This is a genomic window from Pseudonocardia xinjiangensis, from assembly GCF_050948425.1.
Lineage (GTDB): Bacteria > Actinomycetota > Actinomycetes > Mycobacteriales > Pseudonocardiaceae > Pseudonocardia > Pseudonocardia xinjiangensis.
Map to the genome: position 1 here is coordinate 7627552 of NZ_CP192009.1, position 19062 is coordinate 7646613.

Genomic DNA, 19062 nt, shown 5'->3' on the forward strand with positions numbered 1-19062 from the left:
CCTCACGCACGCAGCGACTGGCTGATCCGCGCTGCCTGCAGGGTGAGGTGGTGGCGCTCGGCGAGGTTGGGGGCGGACCGGGCGGCATCGGCATACAACTGTGCCGCGGTCCGAAGGTCGCCGGCCTTCTCGTGCAGGTAGGCCGAGGCGGCGGTGTGGCGGGGCAGGCCGGGGTCCACGGTGGCCAAGGCGGCGAGGCCGGCCACGGGGCCGTCGGCCTCGCCGATCGCGACGGCCCGGTTGAGCTCCACGACCGGGCTCCCGGTGAGCCGGAGCAACTCGTCGTACCAGCCGACGATCTGCACCCAGTCGGTCTCTTCGGCGCGCGGCGCGTCGGCGTGCAGGGCGGCGATCGCGGCCTGCGCCTGGAACTCACCGAGCCGGTCGCGGGCCAGCGCCTTCTGCAGGATGGCGACGCCCTCGGCGATGAGCGAGGTGTCCCAGCGGGAGCGGTCCTGCTCGGCCAGCGGGACCAGGCTGCCGTCGCGCCTGGTCCGCGCCGGTCGCCGGGCGTGGTGCAGCAGCATCAACGCCAGCAGGCCCGCGGTCTCCTCGTCATCGGTCATCGACGCCAACTGCCGGGTGAGCCGGATCGCCTCGGCCGCCAGGTCGACGTCTCCGGTGTAGCCCTCGTTGAAGACCAGGTAGAGCACCCGTCGCACCGTCGCCAGGTCGCCCGGCTGATCGAACCGCACGTCAGCGACCGTGCGTTTGGCCCGGCTGATCCGCTGCGCCATCGTCGCCTCCGGCACGAGATAGGCCTGGGCGATCTGCCGGGTGGTCAAGCCACCCACCGCGCGCAGCGTGAGGGCCACCGCGGATGCCGGGGTCAGCGACGGGTGGGCGCACAGGAAGAAGAGCTGCAACGTGTCGTCCGCGGTCTCAGCAGGTCCGGGTGGCGGCTCGACCTCGACCCGCTGTTCCCGGTCGCGACGCGAGATCTCGGAGCGGCGGGCGTCGAGGAACTTGCGCCATGCGACCGTGACCAGCCAGCCCTTCGGGTCGGTCGGTTGCCGGTCCGGCCAGGTCAGCGCGGCCTGGATGAGTGCTTCCTGCACGGCGTCCTCGGCCGTCGCGAAGTCGACTCCGCGACGGGTGAGGACGCCGATCACCGCGGGAGTCAGCTCCCTCAGCAGCAGTTCGTCCATCAGCTGATCTTCCCCGGCCGGTCCGGTCACTCGGTGACAGTGGGCGCAACGCCCAGGAACGGGCGCAGCTCGAGCCATTCGTGGATCGGCTTGCCGCCGGCCCCGGGGGCCGCCGACAGCTCGCCGGCGAGCTCGAGCGCGCGCTCGTAGGTGTCGACGTCGATCACCATCCAACCGGCGATGAGGTCCTTGGTCTCCGCGAAGGGCCCGTCGGTGACCGGCGGGCGGCCCTCCCCGTCGTACCGGACGAACGTGCCCCTGGGCGAGAGTGCCTGGTGGTCGACGAACTCACCGGTGCTCTCGAGCCGGGCGGCGAAGTCGTTCATGTACTGCACGTGGTCCTGGACCTCCTCCGGGGTCCACTGGTCCATCGGGACGGGATTCACGGCTTCCGGGGCGCCGCGGTAGTGCTTGAGAAGCAGGTACTTCGCCATGCTGGGACTCCTTGGTGCGGTGCGGCGGCTGCATGTGGCCTCTGTATCGATCGATGCGCGAGCGTAGCCAGAGTTCCGCAGCGATCGATGCGAAAAAGGTAATCTGGGGCGATGGAGACCGAACAGCGCCGCCCCACCGGTCGACCGCGAGGATTCGACGTCGACGAGGCTCTCGAGCGCGCCCTGCGGGTGTTCTGGGAGCAGGGCTACGAGGGGGCCAGTCTGTCCACCCTGACCGGCGCGATGGGCATCTCCACCACCAGCATGTACTCGACCTTCGGCAACAAGGAGGAACTCTTCCGCAAGGCCCTCGATCGCTACTCCGAAGGCCCGAGCGCCTACCTGCACCGGGCCCTGGACGAGCCGACCGCTCTCGGCGTCGCCTCCGCGATCCTGGCCGGCACCATCCTGACCACCACTCGCCCCGACAACCCTCACGGGTGCCTCGGGGTCCAGGGCGCCCTGGCCACCAGCGACTCGGGACGACAGGTCCGCGACCTCCTCGCCGCCTGGCGGGACGACACCTGCACCCTCGTCCGCGATCGGTTCGCGCGAGCCGTCGACGACGGCGACCTGCCCCCGGAGGTCGATCCTGGACTGCTCGCCCGTCTCGTCACCACCGTGGCCTACGGCATCGCCGTGCAGGCTGCGAGCGGCGTCGACCAGGAGGAGCTCCGGGCGATAGCCGACGCCATCCTTCGTCAGTGGCCGCTCCTCTGAGGTCGACCACACGTCTCACTCCTCCCTAGCTCGACGCCCGCGTCCCGTTTTGCATCGATCGATGCGGAATGTGCTAGCGTCGAGTTCCGCATCGATCGATGCAGAACTCGGGGAGGGTTCGTCTCATGAGACTGCTCGAAGGAAAGACCGCCGTCGTGACCGGCGGCAGCACCGGAATCGGCCTGGCCACAGCACGGCGCTTCGCCGCAGAGGGTGCCCACGTGTTCGTCACCGGGCGGCGCGTGGAGGAGCTGGAGAAGGCGGTGGCCGCGATCGGCGACGCCACGGCGGTGCCCGGTGACGTCAGCGTCGCCGCCGATCTGGATCGGCTGTACCAGCAGGTGCGCGAGCGCGGGCAGGGGCTCGACGTCCTGTTCGCCAACGCGGGCGTCAACCACCTCGCCACGCTGGAAGAGCTCACCGAGGAGGCTCACGACAGGGTCTTCGACATCAACGTCAAGGGCACCGTGCTCACCGTGCAGAAGGCCCTTCCGCTGCTCAACGTCGGCGCATCGGTGATCCTCACGAGCTCGACGGCCAGCGTGAACGGCATGGCCGGCCTGGGTCCGTACGGGGCGTCGAAGGCGGCCATCCGCTCCTACGCGCGCACCTGGACCAACGAGCTGCGCGGCCGGGGCATCCGCGTCAACGCGATCTCGCCCGGTCCGACCGACACACCGCTGTTCGACGTCCTCGGCGATCGCGCCGAAGAGACGAAGGCGGCGATCGCGGCCGCCGTGCCCGCCGAGCGGCTCGCCGCCCCGGAGGAGATCGCCGCTGCCGTGACCTTCCTCGCCTCGGCCCAGAGCAGCTTCGTCCACGGCGCCGACATCGTCGTCGACGGCGGAGAGCTCGTGGCCTGACCGGAGGGAGCGGAATGACTGGACAACTGATCGGCAAGGTCGCCGTGATCACGGGAGGTACGAGCGGGATAGGGCTGGGTATCGCGAGTCGCTTCGTCGCGGAGGGCGCGCTGGTGTTCGTCGCAGGGCGCCGAAAGACGCAGTTGGACGCCACTGCGGACGAGCTCGGATCCCAGGCCGTCACCGTGCAGTGCGACGTGAGCAATATGGCCGACCTGGACCGGCTCTACGACATCGTGAACGAGCGGGCCGGACGGATCGACGTCCTGGTGGCCAATGCGGCCGATCCCACCGTTGCCGCCCTCGGCGACATCACCGAGGAGCATTTCGACGCTTCGTTCGCCGCCAACGTGAAGGGGGTCGTCTTCGGCGTGCAGAAGGCGATTCCCCTGTTGTCGTCAGGAGCGTCCGTGATCCTGATCGGGTCGACCACGTCGGTGCGGCCGGATCCCGGCCTCGAGGTCTACGGCGCCACGAAGGCGGCGGTGCGCAACTTCGCGCGCAGTTGGACGGTCAACTCGAAGGCTCATGACTTCCGGGTCAACGTGCTGAGCCCCGGCCCGACCAGGACCCCCGCGCTGTTGGGTCTCGCGCCCGTGGACGAGCAGGCGGCGCTCCTGGACCGGTTCGCCACCGCAGTGCCGCTCGGGCGCATCGGCGATCCCGACGAGATCGCCGCAGCCGCGACGTTCCTGGCGTCGGACGCCGCGGGGTACGTCAACGGCGCCGAGTGGTTCATCGACGGCGGCTACGCACAGGTCTGAACCCTCGACCTCAACCCATCCGCCGCCACAGAGAGGACAACCATGCCCAGCAACCTGCGCGACTTCTACGAGCGCTACATCGAGGCGCTCAACGCCCACGAGTTCGACCGCATGCACGAGTTCATCCACGACACCATCACCCTGCAGAGCGAGCCGGCCACCCGGGACGATGTCATCGCCCAGTTGCGCGGGATCGCCGATGCAGTACCCGACTTCCACTGGGAGACCCAGGAAATCGCCATCGACGGCGATCGTCTGGCCGCGCGACTGATCAACACCGGAACTCCCGTGAAGGAGTGGCTCGGCGTGGCTCCGAGCGGCGCGCCGATCAAGATCGTCGAGTACGCCATCTACACGGTCCGCGACGGGCGGTTCCTGCACATGTCGGCCCTGCACGACGCCGAGGCCCTGCAGCACCAGCTAGCGGCGTAAGACTGTCGATTGCTGTACCAGTACCCCCGCGCCTACCCCGCACGCGGATGCGGAGCATCGTCACGGAACCTGACTGCAGGTTGCTGACCGGGCGGCCCAGCCCCGCGGACCTCATCGGTCGCCCGGTCGATCTCCCCCGTCCCTGGCCGGGATCAGCAGGAACGAGACGGGCAACGACGAGGGTCACCCGGGCAGTGATGGCGAACGCTCGACCCCACGGGCGTCGCGCGAACTGACGACCACGAGCCTTCCGGAGAACGACCAAAGGTCCCCTCGAAGGACCTGTGAGCTGCGGAGCCGCCTTGGGGAGTCGAACCCCAGACCTACGCATTACGAGTGCGTCGCTCTAACCGACTGAGCTAAGGCGGCCGATGGTGCGTGCTCAGTGTAGCGACCGCCTCCGCGCCCCCGACGCCCACCGTCCGGTGCCGGTCGCCCTGTCCGGCACGCCCTGGACCGGCCGATACAGTTGCCCGACTCGGCGTCAGGAGAGATCCACATGGAGGACCGTCCGGTGAAGCTGATCGACCTGGGGTACGTCAGCGAGCTGTACCGCGAGTTCGCGGGCGAGCTGGCTGCCGTGGGGAAGGCCCAGCGCGAGTACGCCGAGTCGATGAAGGCGACGATGACGCCCCAGCTCGACGACCTCGAGGCGGAGATCACCTACCTGCTCCTGCGGGCCACGAAGCCGAGCTCGGTGATGGAGCTCGGGACGTTCCACGGGTGGTCGACGACGTGGATCCTCAGCGCGCTGCGGGACAACGGGTCGGGGCACCTGCACAGCTTCGACATCATCGACAACGTGGTGCGCAACGTGCCGGAGGACCTCGCCGAGGGCCGCTGGACGTTCGTGAAGGGCGACATCAAGGACACCCTCGACCAGGTGCCCGCCGACACGGGCTACCTGTTCGTCGACGCCGCGCACAACTCGCGCTTCGCGCACTGGTACGTCGAGAACCTGTTCCCGCGGGTGCCGGCCGGCATCCCGGTGAGCGTGCACGACGTCTTCCACTTCCCGGTGACGCTGCCGCTGCACGAGGGCAAGGTCGTGGTCCGCTGGCTGGACGAGCGGGAGGTCCCGTTCTTCACGCCGTCACGGGCGAAGGCACGCGCCGACTACAACGCCCTCAACAGCCTGCGCGACGAGCTGGGGCTCGCTCCGATCCGGGGTGCCGGCGACAACCCGATGATCTACTTCACGATGCCCGACCTGTCGGCCCGGGTCTGAGCTGCCGCGCCGGACGAGGGCGGCCAGGCGCACGAGCCGGGTCCGGACCCGTGGGGCCGGTGCGGCCGCGAGGGCGAGCCGGTAGGCGTCGGCCTCGGCGAGCAGGGCACGGTGGTGGTCGTTCGCGACTGCGGCGGTGAAGATCTCGCTGAACACTGTGGTCACGTCCTTGTTTCCGGTGGTGGGCGACGTGTTCCACGATCGGCTGTGCGGAGCCTCCGGACATCCGTGGCCGGCACGGAGCGGACACGGAACTGCTGGTCGGTGCCGTCCGTGCGTGCCGCGGTGTCAGACGAGCGTTGCGCCCATGGCGCGGAGCGCCGACTCACCTCGGGCCCGCTCGGCGCCACCGGCGAGGACGAGGCTGCGGGCCCACTGGTAGCGGCAACCGGCAGCCTCCAGGGCACGGGCCGCAGCCAGCACGCCCGCGCGGTCGCCCGCGGCGAGGGCGGCAGCACGGTCGACGACCGCGGCCGCGACCGGGTTGTCGCCGATGGCCGGACGGACGGTCGAGGCCCGCTCGGCCGCGGCCGGCTGGTCGGCGAGGACCGCCGCCTCCACCCACAGTGCCCCGTACCAGGGACGCCAGATCCCCTGGTACCAGCCGTGGATCTCGTCCGGGGGCACGGCGAGCAGGCGCAGCGCCTCATCGGGCTGATCGAGGTGGAGCAGCACGAGGGCGTCGAAGAACGCGCGAGGGTTCTTGTCGTGCAGCGGGCGGCACAGGGGTTCCAGCGCGTCGAAGATCGACATCCAGGTGGCGCGGCTGTCGGCCTCACCGCGCAGGCCGTGCACCGTGGCCACGGCGTGGGCGGCCCGGCGGAGCGTGGGGACGCGCGGTCGGCCCGCACGTTCCCAGCCCTCCCGGAAACGTTCGCCGGCAGCGACCACGCCGTCCCAGTGACCGTCCAGCAGGGACACGGTCAGCAGGCGCGCGACCGCGACGTGGCCGACCTCGCGGTGCAGGGGCAGATCCCGGACGCGCTCGGCCACCCGCCTCGCCTCCCGCAGATCGCCCGCCGCGATCGCCGACTCGACCGCCATGATGTGGGCGTCGGACAGCTCGAACCCCGCGTCGGCGTCGAGCGCCACCGGGGCCAGCAACTCGATGCGCCGCAGCGCGCTCGCCAACGCCGCACGCGCCTCACCCCCGGCGAGCTGCACGGTGGTGAGCCGGTCCAGCGCCGCGCTCTCGGCCAGCCGGTCACCCGCTCGCTGCGCCAGCTCCAGCGCTTGCTCCCCCGCCTGCGCCGCCCCCGGATCGGTCTCGGGCACCACGAACGCCTCCGCCGTGGCGAGCCGCGCCTGCGCGACGAGGTCGCCGCCCGCGTACGGCCGGGCCTCGTCCAGCAGCGCGCGCACCACGTCCGGCGACGCCGGGTGGGCGAAGGTCCCCGGGCCCCGGTTCATCAGCTCTGCGGCCTGAGCCAGCTCCCGGGCGGCACGCTCCGGCTCGTCCGCGCGCAGGGCCGCGGCCGCAGCGGCACGGCGCAACCGGACCGCCTCCTCGCCGGCCAGCTGCGCTTCCGCCGCGCCCGCAGCCATGTGCAACGCCACGGCGGCCCGCGCGTCGTCCGGGGCCAACGCGGCAGCCTGCTCGTAGCGCCACTGCGCCTCCCTCGACAGGCCGCGGCGGTGGCACAGGGCCGCGAGCAGCCCCTTCCCCTCGTAGGCGACCTGACGATGCTCCGGGCGGGGTGCGAACCAGGCGAGGGTGGCTCTCAGCTCGTCGGCGAGCCGGTCGAAGGTCGTCCGCCACCCGACGGCCTCGACGTCGCTGTCGGCGAGCAGGGCCGCCGCTGCCTCGCCCGACCAGCGCAGATGCCGCGCCCGGCACTCGACGAGCTCCCCGGTGTCCTCGAGGAGCTCGGCACCGTACTGACGGACGGCCTCCAGCACCCGGTAGCGGGTGCCGTCAGACGCTGTCGTCGGCACCAGCAGGCTGTGGTCGGCGAGCGCGGCCAGGTGCACGCCGATGTCGCGCACCGCCACCGGAGCCCAGCCCGCCACCGCCGCCGCGTCCTCGGCGCGGAACGGCCCGGCGAACACCGCAGCCCGGCGCAGCACCGCCTGCGCCTGCTCGTCGAGCAGGGCGTAGCTCCAGTCCAGCATCGACCGCAGCGAGCTGTGTCTGCTGTCGACGCGGCGCGCGCCGGTGAGCAGCTGGAGCCGGTCGGCCAGGCCGGCCTCGAGCCCGTCCACCCCCAGCGAGGGCAACCGGGCCGCCGCCAGCTCGATCGCCAGTGGCACACCGTCCAGGCCGCGGCAGATCCGCGCGATCCGGCTCCGATCCGCGGCGGTGACCGGAGAGCCCGCGGCGGCGGCGCGTTCCTCGAAGAGCGTGGTGGCGTCACCGTCCTCGGCGTCGTCCCCGACCGGGACGGACATCCCGGCCACCGGGACGACCCGCTCGAACGGCAGCAGCAGCCGCGCGCGGCTCGTCGCCAGCACGACGAGCCCGGGGCTGCGTGCCAGTAGCCGCTCCACCAGCAGCGCGACCCCGTCCAGCAGGTGCTCGCAGTTGTCCAGCACGAACAGGGCCTGGCGGTCGGCCGCCCACGCGAGCACCGTGTCCTCCGTCGACCTCCCCTGCTGCTCGCCGAGCCCGATCGCCCCGGCCACCGCCGAGGCGACCATCAGGGGATCGGCCACCGGCACCAGGTCGGCGTACCACACGCCGTCGGCGAACCGCCCGCTCACATCGGCAGCCACCGCCAGCGCGAGGCGCGTCTTCCCGACCCCGCCCGGCCCGACGGCGGTGACGAGCCGGGGCCCGCTCAGAGCGGCCGCGAGCTCGACCCGCTCGCTCGTCCGGCCGACGAACGACGTGAGCGGCGACGGCAACGGGGCGACCCGCCGGGACGTGTCCCCGGACGGGGCGGGATCGCGCGACCGCTGCGCGGCGAGCAGCGACAGGGCACGCCGATCGCTCGCCCCGAACTTGCGCAGCAGCGACGACACGTGGCTCTCGACCGTGCGGATCGAGATGAAGAGGCGGGTGGCGATCTCGGCGTTGGTGAGGTGTTCGCCGACCGCGGCGAGCACCTCGGCCTCGCGAACGGAGATGGACGCCTCCGCAACCCCGTCCTGCTTCACGCGGGTGATTCTGCCCGGAGGTACGACCCCCTGATCAACCCCGATGCAGGGCCGTCATCATCGACTCGACGGCGATCTCCGGCTTGACGTTCTGGTCCAGCGCCGTGCGACAGGCCAGCACGGCCTCCAGCCTCCGCAGCACCGACTCGGGCGACCACTCGGCGGCGGCCCGCCTGATGTCGGCGGAACGGTCGGGGTTGGTCAACGCCACCTGCGCGCCACTGCCCGCCACCAGGGTGTCGCGGAAGAACCCGGCCAGGTCGACCAGCGCGCGGTCGATCGCGTCGCGCTGGGTGCGCGTGTTGCGCGACTTCTGCTGGCGCTCCAGGTCCTTCTCCGCCGCCTTCGCCCCTCGGGCGGCCGCGGCGACGCCCTTGCCCACTCCACCCGCACCCATGGCGACGGCCAGCTCCTCGCGCTCGGTGGCGTCGCGGGTCTCGCTCAGCTCGCTGGCCTCGGCCTTCGCGTTGCGCACCAGCTCACCGGCGTAGGCGAACGCGTCGCCCAGCCCGCGGATCCGCATCGGCAGCGACAGCACGGTCTCGCGGTACTTGCGGGCGTCGGCGTCGCGGGCCAGCCTGCGGGCCCGGCCGACGTGGCCACCCGCGACCGACGCGGCCCAGCTCGCCGTCTCCGCGTCGATCCCGTCGCGACGCACCAGCACGTCGGCGATGGCCTCGGGCGCCGGTGTGCGCAACGGCACCGGCCGGCACCGCGAGCGGATGGTGATCTGGACGTCCTCCGGGTGGTCGGACGGCGCGCACAGCAGGAAGATCGTCTGGTCGGGAGGTTCCTCGATGAACTTGAGCAGCGCGTTGGCGGCGTTCTCGGTGAGCCGGTCGGCGTCGGTGATGATCAGGATCTGGTAGCGCCCGCTCACCGGACGGCGGGCGGCGGACTGCACGAGCTGCCGCATCGACCGCACCGAGATCGACAACCCCTCCGGGACGACCTCCCGCACGTCGGAGTGGGTGCTCGCCATCACCGTGTGGCAGGACTGGCAGTGCCCGCAACCGTGGAGCGGGCACTGCAGCGCGGCCGCGAACGCCCTGGCCGCCACCGACCGCCCCGAGCCCGGCGGGCCCGTGAACAGCCACGCGTGGGTCATCGCGGCAGGGTTCTCGGCGGCGGCGCTGAGCTCGGCGACGGCGGACGGCTGGCCGACGACCTCGTCCCACACGGTCATGGCCGGACCGTCACGGCGCGGTGGGAGCCGGGGCCGGGGCCTGCGGGACCGCGTCGTCGTCCGATGTGGCCGGCCGCTGGGGCAGGAGCGGCTGGATGCCGCTGAAGACCCGCTCGGCCACCTCGTCGGACGTGCCGTCGGCGTCGATGACGACGTAGCGGTGGGGCTCGGCGGCTGCCATGCGGGTGAGCAGCCGCTGCACCCGCACGTGCTCCTCACCGGAGATGCCGCGCGCCTCGGTGGAGGGCTCTTCGGGGGCGCGGTCGAGCAGCACGGACACGTCGGGGCGCAACCTGCCGGTGGCCCACGCCGCGAGGTTCTCCAGCTCACCGGGGTCGAGCTCGGACTGCGCCCGGTCGGCCGCCACGCCGAACTGCACCAGCGGGCTCACCAGGAAGCGGTCGACCACCACCACGGCGCCGCTCTCCAGCGCGGGCCGGACGACGCGCTCGACCTGGTCGGCCCGCACCGCCGCAGCGGCCAGTGCCTTCGCCCGCCTGCCCGACAACGCCGCCTCCCGGGTGGCGGCGGCCCAACGCTCACGGTCGCGCTCACCGTCGTCGAGCACGACCACGACATGACCGGCGTCGCGCAGGCGCGTGGCCAGCCGCGCGGCCTGCTCGGTGGTGGCCTCCGCCGGGGCGCCCTCGACGGCGATCAGCAGGCCGGTGCCCGACCGCAGGTCGCCGCGACGCAGCGCAGCGAGCAGGTCGGGCAGGATCGGCTCGGTGCGGCGGTCGTCCATCTGCCGGTAGGCGAGCATTCCCACGCCCGCGGCGACGAGACCGCCCACCAGCATCACGACGCGGGTGCCGTCGACGAGGAACGGGTAGCCGAGCACCTCGATGTGCCGGGCGCTCACCAGGCCGACGAACAGCGGCACCAGCGCCATCGACCCGAGCAGGGTGAGGCGCACGATCGACTGCACGAACGCCACGATCCGGCCGCGGATCTCGTCGGCCACCTGCGAGCCGATGATCGTGAGGCCGGTGAGGAACGCGATGCCGGCGAAGCCACCGACGAGCATGACCGCGACGATCGCCACGAACAGGTGGGGCGCGATGGCCACCAGCACCAGCGCCAACCCGGCGGCGACGATCGCGGCGCCGAACAGCCGGTTGTGCGGGAGGCGGCGCGCCAGCCGCGGCGCGGAGCCCATCCCGAGCGCGAGCCCGACGAACACGGCGGCGAACAGCACGCCGTACGCGGCGTTGCCGCCACCGAGGCTGGCCGCATACAGCGTGGCCGAGCCCACGACGGTGCCACCGGCCGCGAAGGCGCCGACGATGCCGAACACCAGGCCGCGCATCATCGGAGTGCGCACGACGAACGCCGCGCCGTCGCGCATCATGGCGAGCACGCCGGGCGCGACAGCCCGGTTCCCGATCGCGCGGCCGGAGATCTCCGGGATGCGGAACCAGACGGTGAGCGCGATGACCAGGTAGGCGATCCCGCTCAGGACCAGCGCCACGAACACCATCGACAGCGCCGAGCCACCGAAGAACGAGCCGGCGCTGGAGAGCAGCGTGAACAGACCGGCACCGGTGATCACCGCGACGCCGTAGGTCATGACCAGTGCGAGCTGGTTGGCGGTCTCGACCTGGTCGGGCCTGCGCAGCAGGTTGGGTACCGAGGCGTCCTTGGACGGGATCCAGAACAACGCGCAGATCTCGATGAGGAACGTGGCGACGAACAGCCACCACAGCGAGCCCAGCAGTGGGATTGACACGAACAGGCCGAACCGCAGCAGGTCGCACACGACCATCACCCGGCGCCGGTCGAACTTGTCGGCGAGCGCACCCGCGAGTGGACCGAGGACCAGCGCAGGCAGCAGCTTGGTGGCGACGACGCCACCCAGCGCGAAGCTCTGCGCCTGGTAGCCGCTGGTGAGCTGGGTGGCCAGCGCGGACAGCGCCAGCAGGCTCAGCCAGTCGCAGGTGGCCGAGACGGACGTGACCAGCCACAACCGGCGGAAAGCGGGGATCGCCAGCACGCTGCGCACGCGGTGCGAGGTGGGCGCCGACAGCTCCGGCATACGCGCACTGGTCGGAGCGGACTCGGAACCGATCGCTCCTCACCTCCTCGGCAGGCGGCCGCGCACCGGGCCGGCCTGCGGCGGACCGGTGGCCGCCGTCGATCGACCAGGGTAGCCGGACGGACCGACTTCATTCGCATCCGGGCGCGTCACTCACAGCGCCTTCTCAGCCCTTCGTGAGACTTCTCAGGGAGGGGCCGGCCCGTGTCCCCGTCCTACGGATGGAGGAGGGACGCGACCAGCTGGACGAGGATCAGGGCGAAGACCAGCACGAAGAACCACGTGAACAGCCGGGTGCCGATCCGGCTCCTGAGGTGCCGGGAGAAGCCGAGTACGGCGATCTCCTCGACCACGGGAGGACGGGCCTCCGGGCGACCGGGCCACGCAGGCGGACGGCCCGGCCCGGCGGGGCGACCGGGTGGCACGGTCCCGGACGGCGAGGACGCCTCCTCTCGCCGGTCGGCCTCGTCGGAGGGTGCACGGAACGGCGGGCTGCCGTCCCGGTCGAACGGTGCATCACCCGGCCCCGGAGTCATGGGGGCGGATGTTAGGCCCGGGCCGGGCCTTCCGTGCCCCGCCGGGCGGAACGCGCCACACCGACCACACGGCCGGGCGGACGGACCACCCGATCAGCCGCCGTCGTCCTCGTCGCCGCTGTCGTTCGCGTCGCCGTTGCCGTCACTGTTGCCACCGTCCTGGGTGGGCGGGGGCTGGTCACCGGCCGGCGGCTGCCCCGCCTGCGGGGGCGCACTCGGAGCCGCGGGCGGCGGCGGTACGGATCCGCTGCTGATGCTCAGCACGATGACCTCGCCGGGCAGGGCGGTGCCGCGCGGGCTCTGCCCTATCACGGTGCCGCGGGCCGCGGCGTTGTCGACCGTGCGCGTCGAGACGGTCCAGCCGGCCCGCTCCAGGACACCGCGGGCGTCGTTCTGGCTGCGGCCCACGACGTCGGGGACACGCGACTCGGCGCCACCCTCCAGGTACCGCTGCTCAACGGGTGGCAGCGGCAGCACGGGCTGGCCCTCGAGCAAGGGCTTCATCGCGCCGAACCACGTCTCGGCAGGCGTCTTGCCTCCGAAGATGTTGCCGCTGCGGCAGGCGAACGGCGAGCCTGCACCGTCGCAGAGCGGCCGGGGCGAGCTGGAGTTGTCGAAGGCGATCACGGCGCCGGACATCTGGGGGACGATGCCGACGAACGCAGCCGACTTGTGCTGCTGTGTGGTGCCGGTCTTGCCCGCCATCGGCCGGTTCCATCCGACCTGGCGCGCCGCCCCGGCCGAGGTGCCGCTGATGTCGTCCTTGCTGAGCGCGTTCATCATCGCGTTGGCCAGCCCCGGCTCGACGGCCTGCTGGCACGGCGCCTCGGTGATGGGGACGGGGTTGCCTGCCGGGTCGGTGATCGACTCGATCGGGCTGGGCGGGCACCACTTGCCCGCACTGGCGAGGGTGGCACCGACGTTGGACAGCTCCAGCACGCTCGTCGGGCTCACCCCGAGCGTGAACGAGGCCTGCTTCTGCGCCTTGGTGACCTCGGCGATCGAGCGGTCGGTGGCACGTCCGGTGGCCGGGTCGACGAACGGGGTGGTGGCCAGCGAGCGCATGCCCAGCCGCACCGCCATGTCGACCACGTCGGGCACCCCGGTGAACTCCTCGAGCTTGATGAACGCCGTGTTTGGTGAGAGCGCGAGCGCATCGGTGAGCGACAGGCGTTCCGGGAGCCCGCTGCTCGCGTTCTGGACGGGCAGGGGACGACCGTTGCCGTCGACGTAGATCGGCGAGGCGTAGCCGCTCGGCGGCACGGCGAGCTGGTAGTTGATGCCCAGGCCCTTCTCCAGCGCCGTGGACGCGGTGAAGATCTTGTAGGTGGACCCGGCACCCAGGTTGACCGGCTCGAAGGGGAGCCCGTAGCTCGTCTCCATCGCCTCGGCGTCGAGGCCGAAGTTGCGGCTCGACGCCATGCCGAGCACGCGGTGCTTGTCCTGCCCCGGCGCCACCACCGACATGACGTTGGCGACGTTGGGCTGGTCCGGCGGGACCTCCGCGATGAGCGAGGCTCTCATCTTGTCCAGGACGTTGCGGTCGAGCGTGGTCTTGATGGTGTAGCCGCCGCGGTTGAGCTGCTCCTGCGAGAACCCGGCCTCGCTGAGGTACTCGGCCACGTACTTGCAGAAGAACCCCGCGTCGCCCGCCCCGATGCACCCGTTGGGCTGGGACCGCAGCGGGCTGACCACGCCCAGGGGAGCGGCCAGCGCGGCCTGCGTCTGCGTCTCGTCGATCATCTGCTGGTCACGCATCTGGAGGATGACGAGGTTGCGCCGCTCCAGCGCGGCCTCCGGCTTGGTGACCGGGTCGAACGCCGTGGTGCTGCGCACCATGCCCGCGAGCAGGGCCGACTGCGCGACCGTGAGCTGGTCGGGGGTGGTGTCGAAGTAGATGCGCGCCGCCGAGGCGATCCCGGCGGCCCCGTTGCCGAACGAGACGATGTTCAGGTAGCGGGTGAGGATCTCCTCCTTGCTCAGCGCCTGCTCCATCTGCAGGGCGATCTGAGCTTCCTTGAGCTTGCGGGCCGGAGTCTGCTCGGTGGCCTTGAGCTGCTCGGTCTCGGTCTCTGCCTCTACGTAGAGCATGTAGTTCTTCACATACTGCTGGGTGAGCGTGGACGCGCCCTGCACGACGTCGCCGGAGGCCGAGTTGGCGACGAGAGCCCGCAGCGTGCCCTGCCAGTCGACGCCCTGGTGCTGGTAGAAGCGCCGGTCCTCCACCGCGACGATCGCGGCCTTCATGGCGGGCGAGATCTCCCCCGCCGCGACGGGGCGCCGGTTCTGGTTCTGCTCGAAGAACCTGGCGATGGGGACGCCTGCGGAGTCGGTGACCGTGCTCGTCTGCGGCAGCGGCTCGTCCACCAGGTCGGTGGAGACGCTGTTGACGCTGTCTCCCACATCGCTGGACGCCAGCCCGAGGCCTGCGGCGACGGGGAACGCCATCCCCGCGGCGACCAGCCCGGCGAGCACGCAGAGTCCGAGCAGCAGGCCCGCTGGTCGCAGGAGATGTCGCCGAGAGCTCACGGGCATTGAGGGTACGCGGGACCGCGTGGTCCTTCCGTCAGGTCACCTTCAACCGACTTGAGTAGTTTTGCTCGGTTCCACGTGGAACCACTGGCTCCCAGAATCCGTCTGTGCCGGTCGTGACGATCACGACTTCAGGAGGAGGAGCGGGAGCCATGGCGGGTCGGTGGAACTGGCGGGTGGCGGCTCGGTGCCGGGCGGTCGACGCCGACGGGCTGTTCGTGACCGGGGCCAGGCAGCGGGAGGCGCGCCGGTTCTGCCGTGCCTGCCCGGTCCGTACGGAGTGCCTGGCCCATGCGCTCGACCAGCGCATCGAGTTCGGCGTCTGGGGCGGCATGACCGAACGGGAGCGGCGCGCGCTGCTGCGCACCCGGCCCGAGGTGGGGTCGTGGTCCGAGCTGCTCGCCGACGCCCGCACCGCGCACTACGCGTCCACGGCGGAGGAGACGGCCGACGCGCTCGCCAGGGTGCTGGAGCAGGAGTCGGAGCCGCTGGAGGCGCTCGAGGAGTCCGCGTGAGGGCCGGTGGGCTACCGGGCCCTGGCCGAGCGCAGCGGCCGCTCCGTGGCGGTGCGCGCGGCCTCCGGGGCCTCGTCGCCCGCCGCGAGCCGCGTGCCGATCTCGCGGAGCCCGTCGAGGTCGCTCACGTCGCCGGCCACCACGGGCACCTTGGTCACGGCGACGGCGGGGTGTGCGCTGGTGAAGCGGGAGAGCAGCCGCTCCTCGCGCTCGGCGAGGTCCACCCGATCGGCGTGCAGCCGCAGCACCGCGGCCGCCAGCGGCGCACCCCGCAGCCCATCGGCGACGTCGCGCGCCTTCGTCGCCGACAGCTGCGCCCGCACGGGATGGGTGCGGTTGAGCACCAGACCGGCGAGGGGCATCTCGTCGGCGGAGAGCCGGTCCACGAAGTAGGCGGCCTCGCGCAGGGCGTCCGGCTCCGGGGCGGCGATCACCAGGAACGCGGTGCCGGGCGAGCGCAGCAGGGCGTACGTGGCCGTGGCGCGCTCGCGGAACCCACCGAACATCGTGTCGAACGCCTGCACGAACGCCGAGGCGTCGGCCAGCAGCTGGCCGCCCAGGATCGTGGACACCGCCTTGGCGAAGAGGGTGAAGCCGGCCCCCACGATCTTCCGGAGGCCACGCCCTCCCGCACGCGCGGGAGCCGACAGCAGCCGGATCATCCGGCCGTCGAGGAAGTTCGACATCCGCTGGGGCGCATCGAGGAAGTCCAGCGCCGAGCGGGACGGCGGGGTGTCCACCACGATCAGGTCCCACTCGCCGGTGGCCGCGAGCTGGCCCAGCTTCTCCATCGCCATGTACTCCTGCGTGCCGGAGAACGATGAGGAGATGGTCTGGTAGAAGGGGTTGTCGATGATCGACTCGGCGCGCCCGGGCTCGGCGTGGGTGTAGACCATCTCGTCGAAGGTCCGGCGCATGTCCAGCATCATCGCGTGCAGCTCACCCGGCTCATCGGCGTTGCCGCCGACGGCCGCCACGCGGCCAGGCTCGTTGCTGAGCGCCTCCAGGCCCAGCGCCTGGGCGAGCCGTCGGGCCGGGTCGATGGTGAGCACCACCGTGCGCCTGCCGCGCTCCGCGGCCCGTAGTGCCAGCGCGGCCGATGTGGTGGTCTTGCCGACACCACCGGAGCCGCAGCAGACCAGCACGCGCGTGTCCCGGTCGTCGAGCAGCGCGTCGACGTCCAGCACGGGAGGGACGCGGCCGGGGCTCACGAGTGGGCCCCGCTCAGCGTGGGCACCGACACGCCCTGTTCGACGAGTGTCTCCGCCAGCTCGTAGAGCGAGCCGAGGTCCACGCCGTCCACCAGCTGGGGCAGCTCCAGCCGGGGCAGCGGCGGCCCCTCGTCGAGCCGGGCGAGCGCGGTGGCCTCCGCGTGCACCCGCACCGCGTGGTCGACGGTCTCGGCGACGAGGCCGTCGATCACGTCCGGAGGAAGGTCGAGGCCGGCCGTCGACAGTCCGGCGCGGATCCGCTCGGCGTCCACCCGTCCGTTGGCGGCAGCCGCCACGGAACGGTCCGGGAGCCACTGCGGCCGCACCCGGTTGACGATCACCGCGCCCATGGGGAAGCCGGTGGCGGCCAGCTCGTCGACGGTCTCGAGCGTCTCGGTCACCGGCAGATCCTCCAGCAGCGTCACGAGGTGGACGGCGGTCAGCTCCGAGTGCAGCACCTGCACCACCCCCGCGGCCTGGCTGTGGATGGGCCCGCTCTTCGCGAGGTCGGCCATCGCCTTGGTGACGTCGAGGAAGCTCACGACCCGGCCGGTGGGCGGGGCGTCGAGCACCACGGCGTCGTAGACGGGCAGCCCGTCGGGCCCGCGACGGTTCACGCACTCCTTCGCCTTGCCGGTGAGCAGCACGTCGCGCAGGCCGGGGGCGAGCGTGGTGGCGAACTCGATCGCACCCATCCGGCGTAACGTGCGCCCCGCCATCCCCAGCCGGTAGAACAGCTCGAAGTACTCCAGGAGCGCTGCCTCGGCGTCCACCGCGAGGGCCCTGACCTCGCCACCGCCGGGAGCCACGGCGATCTTGCGCTCCTCGTACGGCAGCGGGGGCGTGTCGAACAGCTGGGCGATGCCCTGACGCCCCTCCACCTCGATGAGCAGTGTGCGCCGCCCCCCGGATGCCAGCGCCAGCGCCAGCGCAGCGGCCACCGTGGTCTTGCCGGTACCGCCCTTGCCGGAGACGACGTGCAGGCGGGCCGCGGACAGCGCGGCAGGCCACGCGGAAGACGTCACGTCTGTCAGGTTACGGAGCTTGCGTCCGCCCGGCCGCCTGAACGGAATGAGGCGCTGGCTACAGTGACCGTTCATGAGCGCCCCCGGGTCACCTGTCACGACATGGGAATACCTCACAGCTCCGGTGCTGATCCACAGCACGCAGGCGATTCTCAACAACTTCGGGCGCGACGGCTGGGAGCTGGTGGCCGTCACCACCGGTGCCAGCCCCGAGCAGCTCGTCGCCTGGTTCAAGCGACCGGTCCGAGGCTGACGGCATGGCCTCCACGAGCGAGCGGCTGCGTGAGCTGGACATCGTCCTCCCGTCCGTCGCCGCGCCCGCGGGGTCGTACATCCCGGCGCGCCGCACGGGCTCCCTGGTGTTCACCTCGGGCCAGGTGCCTTTCGTCGACGGCAAGCCGGCCGGCACCGGCAAGGTCGGCGCGGAGGTCGACCCCGACGAGGCCTACCGCCTCGCCCGGATCTGCGCGCTCAACGCTCTCGCCGCCGTGGACGCCCTGGTGGGGATCGACTCGGTCACCGGCGTCGTGAAGGTCGTCGGGTTCGTGGCCTCGGCCCCCGGGTTCACCGGGCAACCGGGCGTGATCAACGGGGCTTCGGACGTGCTCGGCGAGATCTTCGGCGAGGCCGGCAGGCACGCCCGCTCCGCCGTGGGCGTGGCCGAGCTGCCACTGGGCGTTCCGGTCGAGGTGGAGCTGGTCGTCGAGGTCGAGGGGCCGTGAGCGCCCCCGACCAGGCGTGCCACGACCTCCTGGTCCGGCTGGCCGGCAGGCTGCCCGACGACCTGCTCTGGCGGCTGCGCGACTGGCTCGCCGACGGCGGCCGGGCCGCGCTCAGCGCCACCCTGCCGCGGGAGCTGCTGCGTCACCGCGTCGGGCTCACTGACGACGAGCGGGACCTTCTCGTGGCCTCCGTCGGCGAGTGGGGCGCCGAGCGGCGGCTGCTCGACACGATCCTGCCCTCCCACGGTCCCGATGAGCTCTTCTTCACCTTCGAAGCGGTGCCCGAGGGCCTGGACCCGGCAGCACTGAGCCTGGCCGCCGTGGTCCGCGGCCACCCCGGCTGTGTGGAGCTGCGCCAGAGCCGGCGCACCGGTGGCCGCGGCAGGCAGCGGGTCGTGCTGGTGTCGGGCGGCGAGCGACCGTGGGTCCTCACGGGCGTGCTGCAGCGGGTGCTGCGGGCGCACGGCGACCGCACACCGTGCGTGGAGGTGCTCCCGCCGCACGGAGAGCCACCGGCGTACCACCAGGCAGTCATCATTGGATCCGCATCGCTGTGGCACTCCCCGGCCGAGCTCGTCGGGGCCTGACGCGCGTCGCGTGACAGGCGGGGGGCTG

The 19062-nt window shown here is 72.1% G+C and carries 18 protein-coding genes and 1 tRNA gene; 9 read left to right on the forward strand and 10 right to left on the reverse strand.

Going from position 1 to position 19062, the window contains the following annotated elements; all coding sequences use genetic code 11:
• Positions 1 to 2 precede the first annotated feature (2 nt).
• Together ACQPZA_RS36085 and ACQPZA_RS36090 are read right to left on the reverse strand one after the other, a co-directional pair.
• Positions 3 to 1148, reverse strand: coding sequence for an RNA polymerase sigma factor (locus tag ACQPZA_RS36085; protein WP_433276958.1), 1146 nt, complete (start codon positions 1146 to 1148; stop codon positions 3 to 5).
• Positions 1149 to 1174: 26 nt separating this feature from the next.
• Positions 1175 to 1582, reverse strand: a complete 408-nt coding sequence (locus ACQPZA_RS36090) for a YciI family protein (protein WP_433276960.1) — start codon at positions 1580 to 1582, stop codon at positions 1175 to 1177.
• A 111-nt stretch (positions 1583 to 1693) separates the two neighbouring features.
• Between ACQPZA_RS36090 and ACQPZA_RS36095 the strand changes: the two genes are divergently transcribed.
• The 4 genes from ACQPZA_RS36095 (at position 1694) to ACQPZA_RS36110 (ending at position 4361) form a co-directional block, all read left to right on the forward strand.
• Complete coding sequence (locus tag ACQPZA_RS36095; RefSeq protein WP_433276961.1) at positions 1694 to 2302, forward strand: TetR/AcrR family transcriptional regulator; 609 nt, start codon at positions 1694 to 1696, stop codon at positions 2300 to 2302.
• A 125-nt stretch (positions 2303 to 2427) separates the two neighbouring features.
• A complete protein-coding gene (locus ACQPZA_RS36100; RefSeq protein ID WP_433276963.1) occupies positions 2428 to 3165 on the forward strand; it encodes an SDR family NAD(P)-dependent oxidoreductase in 738 nt (245 codons plus the stop codon).
• A gap of 14 nt (positions 3166 to 3179) precedes the next feature.
• A complete protein-coding gene (locus tag ACQPZA_RS36105) occupies positions 3180 to 3929 on the forward strand; it encodes an SDR family NAD(P)-dependent oxidoreductase (RefSeq protein ID WP_433276965.1) in 750 nt (249 codons plus the stop codon).
• A gap of 42 nt (positions 3930 to 3971) precedes the next feature.
• Positions 3972 to 4361, forward strand: coding sequence for an ester cyclase (locus ACQPZA_RS36110; RefSeq protein ID WP_433276967.1), 390 nt, complete (start codon positions 3972 to 3974; stop codon positions 4359 to 4361).
• A 295-nt stretch (positions 4362 to 4656) separates the two neighbouring features.
• Here ACQPZA_RS36110 and ACQPZA_RS36115 read toward each other — a convergent pair.
• Positions 4657 to 4730: transfer RNA gene (locus tag ACQPZA_RS36115), tRNA-Thr, on the reverse strand.
• 130 nt (positions 4731 to 4860) lie between these two features.
• On the opposite strand from ACQPZA_RS36115, the gene ACQPZA_RS36120 reads away from it, so the two are divergent.
• Positions 4861 to 5589, forward strand: a complete 729-nt coding sequence (locus ACQPZA_RS36120; RefSeq protein WP_433276969.1) for a class I SAM-dependent methyltransferase — start codon at positions 4861 to 4863, stop codon at positions 5587 to 5589.
• A gap of 288 nt (positions 5590 to 5877) precedes the next feature.
• Here ACQPZA_RS36120 and ACQPZA_RS36125 read toward each other — a convergent pair whose 3' ends face one another.
• From ACQPZA_RS36125 to ACQPZA_RS36145, 5 genes are all read right to left on the reverse strand, one after another.
• Positions 5878 to 8685, reverse strand: a complete 2808-nt coding sequence (locus ACQPZA_RS36125) for an ATP-binding protein (protein WP_433276972.1) — start codon at positions 8683 to 8685, stop codon at positions 5878 to 5880.
• Positions 8686 to 8719: 34 nt separating this feature from the next.
• Positions 8720 to 9871 carry a DNA polymerase III subunit delta' gene (locus ACQPZA_RS36130; protein ID WP_433276974.1) on the reverse strand — a complete coding sequence of 384 codons (1152 nt, stop codon included), beginning with the start codon at positions 9869 to 9871 and terminating at the stop codon, positions 8720 to 8722.
• A gap of 10 nt (positions 9872 to 9881) precedes the next feature.
• Positions 9882 to 11906: a bifunctional MFS transporter/dTMP kinase gene (locus ACQPZA_RS36135; protein ID WP_211173916.1), complete on the reverse strand. Its 2025-nt coding sequence runs from the start codon at positions 11904 to 11906 to the stop codon at positions 9882 to 9884.
• 215 nt (positions 11907 to 12121) lie between these two features.
• Positions 12122 to 12442, reverse strand: a complete 321-nt coding sequence (locus ACQPZA_RS36140) for a hypothetical protein (RefSeq protein WP_433276976.1) — start codon at positions 12440 to 12442, stop codon at positions 12122 to 12124.
• Between the two features lie 93 nt (positions 12443 to 12535).
• Entirely contained in the window at positions 12536 to 14971 is a 2436-nt protein-coding gene (locus tag ACQPZA_RS36145; RefSeq protein ID WP_433276978.1) for a penicillin-binding protein, read from the reverse strand.
• A gap of 155 nt (positions 14972 to 15126) precedes the next feature.
• Here ACQPZA_RS36145 and ACQPZA_RS36150 point away from each other — a divergent pair, with 155 nt between their 5' ends.
• On the forward strand, positions 15127 to 15489 hold the full coding sequence (locus tag ACQPZA_RS36150; RefSeq protein ID WP_433276980.1) for a WhiB family transcriptional regulator: 363 nt from the start codon (positions 15127 to 15129) through the stop codon (positions 15487 to 15489).
• 11 nt (positions 15490 to 15500) lie between these two features.
• Here the strand turns inward: ACQPZA_RS36150 and ACQPZA_RS36155 are convergent, their stop codons facing one another.
• Both ACQPZA_RS36155 and ACQPZA_RS36160 read right to left on the reverse strand, forming a co-directional pair.
• A complete protein-coding gene (locus tag ACQPZA_RS36155) occupies positions 15501 to 16676 on the reverse strand; it encodes an ArsA family ATPase (protein ID WP_433276982.1) in 1176 nt (391 codons plus the stop codon).
• A 20-nt stretch (positions 16677 to 16696) separates the two neighbouring features.
• The gene (locus ACQPZA_RS36160; protein ID WP_433276984.1) at positions 16697 to 17725 is read right to left on the reverse strand and encodes an ArsA-related P-loop ATPase; all 1029 of its coding nucleotides are present in this window, start codon (positions 17723 to 17725) and stop codon (positions 16697 to 16699) included.
• A gap of 73 nt (positions 17726 to 17798) precedes the next feature.
• Here ACQPZA_RS36160 and ACQPZA_RS36165 point away from each other — a divergent pair, with 73 nt between their 5' ends.
• The 3 genes from ACQPZA_RS36165 to ACQPZA_RS36175 are packed head-to-tail and all read left to right on the forward strand — an operon-like array spanning position 17799 to position 19034.
• On the forward strand, positions 17799 to 17978 hold the full coding sequence (locus tag ACQPZA_RS36165; protein WP_169395013.1) for a hypothetical protein: 180 nt from the start codon (positions 17799 to 17801) through the stop codon (positions 17976 to 17978).
• Between the two features lie 4 nt (positions 17979 to 17982).
• Positions 17983 to 18447, forward strand: a complete 465-nt coding sequence (locus tag ACQPZA_RS36170; RefSeq protein WP_433276986.1) for a RidA family protein — start codon at positions 17983 to 17985, stop codon at positions 18445 to 18447.
• Positions 18444 to 19034, forward strand: a complete 591-nt coding sequence (locus ACQPZA_RS36175) for a hypothetical protein (RefSeq protein ID WP_433276988.1) — start codon at positions 18444 to 18446, stop codon at positions 19032 to 19034. The genes ACQPZA_RS36170 and ACQPZA_RS36175 overlap by 4 nt, the downstream gene beginning before the upstream one ends.
• Positions 19035 to 19062 lie beyond the last annotated feature (28 nt).